8 protein-coding genes are annotated in these 5,493 nt (G+C 70.8%); 6 read left to right on the top strand and 2 right to left on the bottom strand.

Annotation, left to right across the window (positions count from 1 at the left end):
- From FMP39_RS36795 to FMP39_RS36780, 4 genes are all read left to right on the top strand, one after another.
- Window positions 1–639 (top strand): PPC domain-containing protein (locus tag FMP39_RS36795; RefSeq protein ID WP_194858721.1); only part of this gene is annotated, 639 nt, incomplete at its 5' end.
- A gap of 116 nt (window positions 640–755) precedes the next feature.
- On the top strand, window positions 756–1,661 hold the full coding sequence (locus FMP39_RS36790) for an AEC family transporter (protein WP_141594606.1): 906 nt from the start codon (window positions 756–758) through the stop codon (window positions 1,659–1,661).
- A gap of 131 nt (window positions 1,662–1,792) precedes the next feature.
- Window positions 1,793–2,593, top strand: coding sequence for a nucleotidyltransferase family protein (locus FMP39_RS36785; protein ID WP_171452380.1), 801 nt, complete (start codon window positions 1,793–1,795; stop codon window positions 2,591–2,593).
- Between the two features lie 130 nt (window positions 2,594–2,723).
- The gene (locus FMP39_RS36780; RefSeq protein ID WP_141594603.1) at window positions 2,724–3,320 is read left to right on the top strand and encodes a hypothetical protein; all 597 of its coding nucleotides are present in this window, start codon (window positions 2,724–2,726) and stop codon (window positions 3,318–3,320) included.
- A gap of 12 nt (window positions 3,321–3,332) precedes the next feature.
- On the opposite strand, the gene FMP39_RS36775 is transcribed toward FMP39_RS36780, so the two are convergent.
- A complete protein-coding gene (locus FMP39_RS36775) occupies window positions 3,333–3,542 on the bottom strand; it encodes a hypothetical protein (RefSeq protein ID WP_011550932.1) in 210 nt (69 codons plus the stop codon).
- Window positions 3,543–3,740: 198 nt separating this feature from the next.
- Between FMP39_RS36775 and FMP39_RS36770 the strand changes: the two genes are divergently transcribed.
- A complete protein-coding gene (locus tag FMP39_RS36770) occupies window positions 3,741–3,971 on the top strand; it encodes a hypothetical protein (protein ID WP_141594601.1) in 231 nt (76 codons plus the stop codon).
- Between the two features lie 54 nt (window positions 3,972–4,025).
- The gene (locus tag FMP39_RS36765) at window positions 4,026–4,319 is read left to right on the top strand and encodes a hypothetical protein (RefSeq protein WP_141594599.1); all 294 of its coding nucleotides are present in this window, start codon (window positions 4,026–4,028) and stop codon (window positions 4,317–4,319) included.
- A gap of 7 nt (window positions 4,320–4,326) precedes the next feature.
- Here the strand turns inward: FMP39_RS36765 and FMP39_RS36760 are convergent.
- Window positions 4,327–5,493: hypothetical protein (locus tag FMP39_RS36760; RefSeq protein WP_228558648.1), on the bottom strand; the 1,167-nt coding region annotated here is incomplete at its 5' end.

Genomic DNA, 5,493 nt, shown 5'->3' with positions numbered 1-5,493 from the left:
CCCCCGGAAGGTGTGCCCACCACGGAGACCCGCACGGGCTCTGTCGGCGCGAACGCGAACGTCAACTACGGTCCCTTCACCGTCGTTCCCCGCTCGACCTTCAAGGTCGTGATGACGGGGACGGGCTCGGGTGACCCGGACCTCTACGTCCGCTTTGGCGCGGCTCCCACCACGACCGCGTACACCTGCCGTCCGTACCTCGCCGGCGCCAACGAGACCTGCGAGCTCGAGGTCCCGGAAGGCGTGACCAGCGCGTACATCATGGTGCGTGGCTACTCGGCCGCCAGCTTCAGCCTGACCATCAACTACCTGGCGCCCCTGGGCGGTGGTAGCGGCACGCCCACGAGCGAGACGCGCTCTGGCTCCGTGACCTCGGGTGGCAGCCAGAACTACGGCCCCTTCAGCGTGAAGGCCGGCACCAACTTCAAGGTCGTGATGACGGGCTCGGGTGACCCGGACCTCTACGTCCGCTTTGGCGCGGCCCCCACCACGAGCGCGTACAACTGCCGTCCGTACCTCAGCGGCGCTTCCGAGACGTGCGACATCGCCGTGCCCGCGGGTCAGACCACCGCGTACATCATGGTGCGTGGCTACACGGCCGGTACGTTCAACCTGGCCATCAACTACACCAAGCCGTAGTCCAGGCTTCGACGTGAAGTGAACGACGGGCGGTCTTCCTCCACCGGAAGGCCGCCCGTTTCTTTTTCCGCATGTCGCTGGAGTCCGACGCGGCGGGCTGAGACGCTGCGCCCGCCATGGGGAACGTCATCGGGCTGTTGGGGGCGTGTATGGTGCTGGGCGTCCTGGCCCGGCACAGTGGGAAGTTCCCGGAGGGCTCCGCCGGGGCGTTCAACACCTTCGTGCTGTACGTGGCGCTGCCCGCGCTGGTGCTGCGGGCCATGCACCAGTTGGTGTTCGTGCCGGAGCTCCTGGTCGCCGCCTCGGTGCCGTGGCTCTATTACCTGGGCGCGGGGCCGTTCTTCCGGCTGCTGGGGCCCCGGCTGGGGCTGTCGAAGCCGTCCATCATGGCGTTGGTGCTGACCGCGGGGCTGGGCAACACCGCCTTCGTGGGGCTGCCCATGGCGGAGGCGCTGCTGGGTGACAGGGGCTTGCCGGTGGCGGTGGTGGTGGATCAGCTCGGCTCCTTCCTGGTGCTGTCCTCGCTGGCCACGGTGGCGGCGGCCCGGGCGGGCGCGGACACGCCGCTGTCCCTGCGCCAACTCGCGCGCAAGGTGGCCACCTTCCCCGCGTTCCTGGCGCTGGTGGTGGCGTTGGCGACGCGGCCTTGGGCCTATCCCGTCTGGCTGGACGGAGTGCTGGAGCGGCTGGGCGCGCTGCTGACGCCGCTGGCGCTGTTCGCCATTGGCCTGCAGCTGCGCCTGTCGGGCATCAAGCCCCGGCTGCCCGCGGTGGCCCTGGGGCTGTCGTACAAGCTGCTGCTGGTGCCGGCGCTGACGGCCGCGGGCCTGCTGGCCTTGCCAGGGCTGGCGCCCATGGTGGTGCAGGCCACGCTGCTGCAGTCGGCCATGGGCCCCATGGTGAGCGCGGCCATCCTCGCGGCCGAGCATGACCTGGACCCGGACCTGGCGGTGTTGATGGTGGGAGTGGGCGTTCCGCTGTCCTTCGCGACGGCGCCGCTGATGTTGATGTTGGCGCGCTGACGCACGCCCGGCCGCTCTGCGGCCTGCCACGCGGCCGGACCGCTGTCGTCCCGGCATCGCGCTCCTATTTTTGGCGCATGGCTGAGCAACCACCGAAGGCCTCGGGCGCGCCCGGGGGAGACCCACGGCGGATGGAGGTTCGGCGGCCGGTCGCCGAGCTGGGCGCACGGGCCTATGCCATCCAATTGTTGTCTGACGCGCGAATCCCGTTCCTCGTCGGCGGGGCCTACGCGTTCGCCCACTACACGGGCATCTATCGAGACACGAAGGACCTGGACCTGTTCATCCGCAAGGACGACGCGGACCGCGCATTGGAAGTGCTCGCGCGCAATGGCTGGAGCACGCAGAGCAACGTCCACGGCTGGCTGCACAAGGCTTTCTGGGACGACTTCCTCGTCGACCTCATCTTCGCGTCCGGCAATGGCATCACCGTCGTTGACGACGGCTGGTTCGAGCACGCGGTCCGCGCCCGGCTGCTGAACTGCGCGTGCAACGTGCCTCCGGCGGAGGAAATCTATTGGAGCAAGGCCTTCGTCCTGGAGCGAGAGCGCTTCGACGGGCACGAGCTCACGCACCTGCTCCTGAAGACGGGGCGCACGTTCGACTGGCCGCGGCTGCTGGCGCGCTTCGACCGGTACTGGGAGGTGCTGCTCGCGCACCTGATGTTCTTCCGCTTCGCGTACCCCGCGGACCGCGACATCGTCCCGGAGTGGGTGATGCGCGAGCTGCTCTCCCGCGCCAACAGCTCGCTGGCGGAGGGCAACTGGGACTCGCAGCTATGCCGGGGCCGGCTGCTGTCGCAGGTCAGCTACCAGGTGGACGTCGACGAGTGGGGCTACGAGGACGGCCGCGCCTGGGATGAATCCGAGCGCAGGCGCGAGTGCGAGCCCGAAGCGGTGCCCGCCGCGAGCGGTACGTACGGCGGCCACTGAGCCGCGGACCCCGCGCTCGCTTCCCGGGACCTTTCGAGTCCCGGCGTGAGCGCGCCAGGTCCGCGGCCCCTGCCACGACTTCGGCGGAGCCTCACCTTCGGGCAGAGGACCCGCCGAAAGCAGGTGTCATGTGTCACGGAGCGAAACAGGGCCACGAGGTGTCATCGGAATCCTGGGCGTGCTGTGTCTGACGCTCGCGCCCTCCTCACGGGCACAGGTCTCCGTCACCGGAGAAGGAGGACCGCTGCGGCTCGAAGCGGGCTCGCAGTCGGTGGCGCTGTCCCTGGAGGAGGGCGGCGTCGTGCGGGGGCCCGGCGTGGAGCTGCGTCAGCGCGGCGCCGCGCTGGTGGGACAGGTGCGTGGCAGTGACGTGGATGTCGGCTGGGCCAGCGGAAACCTGCTCGGACGCGTGGGGGAGGGCACCGTCGACCTCCGCGTCCTCGAAAGGACGCCAGAGCCGGGCCTGCTTCTGGAGGGAAACTTCGCCAGCCAGCCGTCGAGCCTCGTCATCGCGCCCTTCGCCATCGCTGGCGCCATGGGCGGATGCAACTACACGCTGTCCGTGAAGGGAGAAGGGTATTCGGGCTGGCGCACCTGCCAGCCTGGGACGACGCTCCAGCCGGGCCCCGTCTCCCTGTCCCTGCCCGAGGAAGTGCTGCGCCTCGGGCAGGGCGAGAAGGCGACCCTGCTGGCGCTGTTGCTGTCGGAGACGATGTTGCCGCCGTGAGGCGGCGCGTGCTCAGGCGAGCACGGTGGTGGCGAAGGACAGCTCCACGCCGTTGTCGCGCACGCGCATGCTGGGCTTGGACAGCCAGTGGCACCGCGGGCAATAGCTGTGTGCACCCGCCTGAGAGGCACGCACAGTCACCTCTCCACCGCAGAGCACGCAGCCGTCGGGGAGGACGAATTCGGCGAACCGCTCGCCGGTGTTGCTCTCGAATTGAGTCATGCTTCTGAGTTAACGCAGGAATCGCGGGGCACAAGGCGACCTGAGGTGTCCCCCGGTCGGGCATGGCCCAGCGGGCAGGCGGGCAGCCGAGCCCTCCTGCATTCCTTACGGGCCCGCCGCGCTTTGGTGGGTGGCCGACACCGCAACCCGGTGATGTCGCGTGTGCGCCCTGGCACGGGGATTTCAAGGGCCCGGGGCATGGATGCACAGGGTGCGGATGGCGGCATGGGTGGGGTGCTGCGGGTGGAGCTCCTCCATGACCGGCGAGGCTGGGGTGTGGAGGTGGAGACGTGGGCCGGGGCGGTGCGCCGATACCGGTATGGCAGCGAGGCCCAGGCCCGCTTCTTCGCCGCGGTGTTCGAAATGGGCCCCCGCGTGCTGCCGCCGGTGAGCACCGGGCGCCGCAAGCGGACCCGCCGGGCGGCCTGAGGCTCCGCGTCTTCCCTCTACCCTCGCGGGCTGCTTTCGGAGAGGCTACGGGCCATGAGTGACGCACCCAAGCCCTTCCTTCACCGTCCCAACCGCCAGCTCATCACCAAGGAGCCGGACCCCGCGGGCCGTTGGTCCAAGCAGTTCCCGGACATGATTGGCTACGCCAGCCAGGGCGGCGGCAAGGTGCCGGCCGACTTCGGCTGGAACACCAACCCCAAGCAGTGGCAGGAGGAGATGACGCCGGAGACGCTGGCCGCGCGCTACGACGAGCTGCGCATCCTTCCGCCGAAGCCCGAGTCGCCCGCGCTGCTCGAGGGCGCGAAGGCCGAAGGCGCCAAGCCGTAATCCCGCTTCAACTGAAGGGCAGGGCCGCGAGCCGCTCCCGGAACCGGCCGAGCAGCTCCCGCGCCCCTGCCTCCTCCAGTCCGTCGCCCGCCTCCTGCCTTGCCTTGCGCAGGAAGGCGTCGAAGGGCGCCGAGCGGCCCTGGAGCGCGCCCGCCGCCTCCACCGCCTCCGCCAGCACGCGCTCCGCGCCCCGTGAGCCCAGCGTGAGGTGCATGTCCGCCTGCTCCAGCTTCATGCCGCAGGATGCCCACACCGCGCGGTCGTGGACGATGAGCCAGGTGCGCGTCACCTCTTCCATCTGCGCTTCCAACGCCGCGAGGTAGGGCTCCACCAGCCCCGACAGCGCGTCCGGCGCCAGCTCCGCCTGGGTGGCCGTGTCCAGCAGCCGCGCGCGCAGCTCCAGCACCTGGTGCTTCTGCGGCGTGCGCAGCGCCACTGACGCGGGAAGGGACACGAAGGCGGACAGGCTCTCCGCCACCTGCCGTGCCAGCGCGGGGCGCGCGCGGGGCTCCGCCTTCGTCGCACGCTCCAGCCGGCCTTGCAGGGAGCGGCGCAGGTCCGCCGCCGCCGCGCGCAGCGCCGCCCGTGCCCCCACCTGGTGGGCGTAGCCGGGCACCACCTCTTCGCGGCGCACGTCGGCGAAGGCCGAGGCGGTGAGGTACACGAGGTCGCCGATGCGCACGCGGAAGTCGGCGCGGAAGGCTTGCAGCTCGGCCATCAGCGTCCAGCGGTCGCTCACCACCTCCGGGCGGCGCATCTGCTGTCCCAGCTCCGCCACACGCCGGGCCAGCCGGTCCGCGATGGCGTGCAGCACCGCCTCCACCTCCTGCGCCAGCCGCTCATCCGAGCTGGCCGGCGGCGGGGCCCAGCCACCGTCGCCGAGCCCGACCGGGCGCGTGGGGGGCGGGAACTCCTGGTGGACGGCGCTGATGAGCTGGTTGACGCCCACCAGCGTGTCGCCAATGGCCGGCGCCATCGTCTCCCACAGCGACAGGTCCGCGCCGCCGTCCGCTTCCACCGACGTGGGCTCGTACTTCGCGATGCTCAGGTGCCCCAGTCGGTCGATGGCCACCGCCGCCGCGCGGTGCACGCGCTCCAGCCGGTCCGCCAGATGCCGGTCGGTCAAGGCTTCCAGGAGCGATTCCAGGCGCACGGGGAGCACGTCCTGGGGCTG

The sequence above is a fragment of the Myxococcus sp. AB056 genome (assembly GCF_006547365.1).
Taxonomy (GTDB): domain Bacteria; phylum Myxococcota; class Myxococcia; order Myxococcales; family Myxococcaceae; genus Myxococcus; species Myxococcus virescens.
This window is presented reverse-complemented; position numbering and strand designations above follow the sequence as displayed.

Coding starts and splice junctions, on each gene's coding strand:
- FMP39_RS36790 (WP_141594606.1), top strand. CDS start 756: ATGGGGAACGTCATCGGGCTGTTGGGGGCGTGTATGGTGCTGGGCGTC.
- FMP39_RS36785 (WP_171452380.1), top strand. CDS start 1,793: ATGGAGGTTCGGCGGCCGGTCGCCGAGCTGGGCGCACGGGCCTATGCC.
- FMP39_RS36775 (WP_011550932.1), bottom strand. CDS start 3,542: ATGACTCAATTCGAGAGCAACACCGGCGAGCGGTTCGCCGAATTCGTC.
- FMP39_RS36770 (WP_141594601.1), top strand. CDS start 3,741: ATGGATGCACAGGGTGCGGATGGCGGCATGGGTGGGGTGCTGCGGGTG.
- FMP39_RS36765 (WP_141594599.1), top strand. CDS start 4,026: ATGAGTGACGCACCCAAGCCCTTCCTTCACCGTCCCAACCGCCAGCTC.